At 76.3% G+C, this 844-nt stretch carries 1 protein-coding gene; it reads right to left on the minus strand.

Annotation, left to right across the window (positions count from 1 at the left end):
• The coding region (locus FV230_RS30190) for an Ig-like domain-containing protein (protein ID WP_246695057.1) at window positions 1-844 on the minus strand (844 nt) is incomplete at both ends.

The following is an 844-nucleotide window of genomic DNA, read 5'->3' on the forward strand; positions in this document are numbered from 1 at the left end:
GGCTTGTCCGCCGCCGCACCGGGCCTGGGCGGCGCGAGGTTCGTTGCGACGCGGGCGGGCTCCGGCACCGAGAACGGCACCTCGGCCCGGCTGCGCACCTTGCCCGAGACCGAATCGACCTGGTCGACCCGCACCGTGTAGGCGCCCGGCTTCACCCCGCGGCCGATGGTGAAGGTGACCTTGCCGTCGGCGCCGACGCTCGCCGGGGCGATCAGCGTGTCGTTGAGGTAGAGCCGCACCGTCGCACCCGGCGCGGCCTGGCTGGTGACGAACAGCCGGCCGCCCTCCTGCGCGTCCACGCTGACGATCTTGACGGGCGCGGGGGCGTCCTTGGCGGCCTTCCCGGAAGGCGGCTTGGCCGCCGCGTCCTTCGCCGCCGGGCCCTTCGACGCGCCCTTGACGGGGGTATCCCTGCCGGCGACCGCCTGGCCCGGCGCCGGGCCCGGCGCCCGCTGCGCCGTCCGGACCTCCGGCTGCGACAGCACCACCGTGGGCTTGTCGGGCGCGGTCAGCGCCACCAGCGGCTTCTCGGTGCGCGTGGGCGAGACCGCCACCGCGACGCTCTCGGCCGAGCGGGTCTCGCGGCCCTCGGCATTGGTGGAGCGCAGCACGATCTCGCTGTTGCCCGCGGGCAGCGCCGGCGGCACGATCGCGAACTGCCCGTTCGGGTCGGCGAGCGCCTTGGCCACCGCCTTGCCGTCGACCAGGAGCTCGACGACCGTGTTCGGCGCCCCGCGGCCGGCCACCACCGACTCGCCGTTCGGCTCGACGCGGACGATGTCGAACTTGAGCGCGTCCGGCGCCGCCGGCGCCTCGGCGCGTGCCGCCGGCGGGGGCACCATGC

Source organism: Methylobacterium sp. WL6 (assembly GCF_008040095.1).
Classification (GTDB): Bacteria; Pseudomonadota; Alphaproteobacteria; order Rhizobiales; family Beijerinckiaceae; genus Methylobacterium.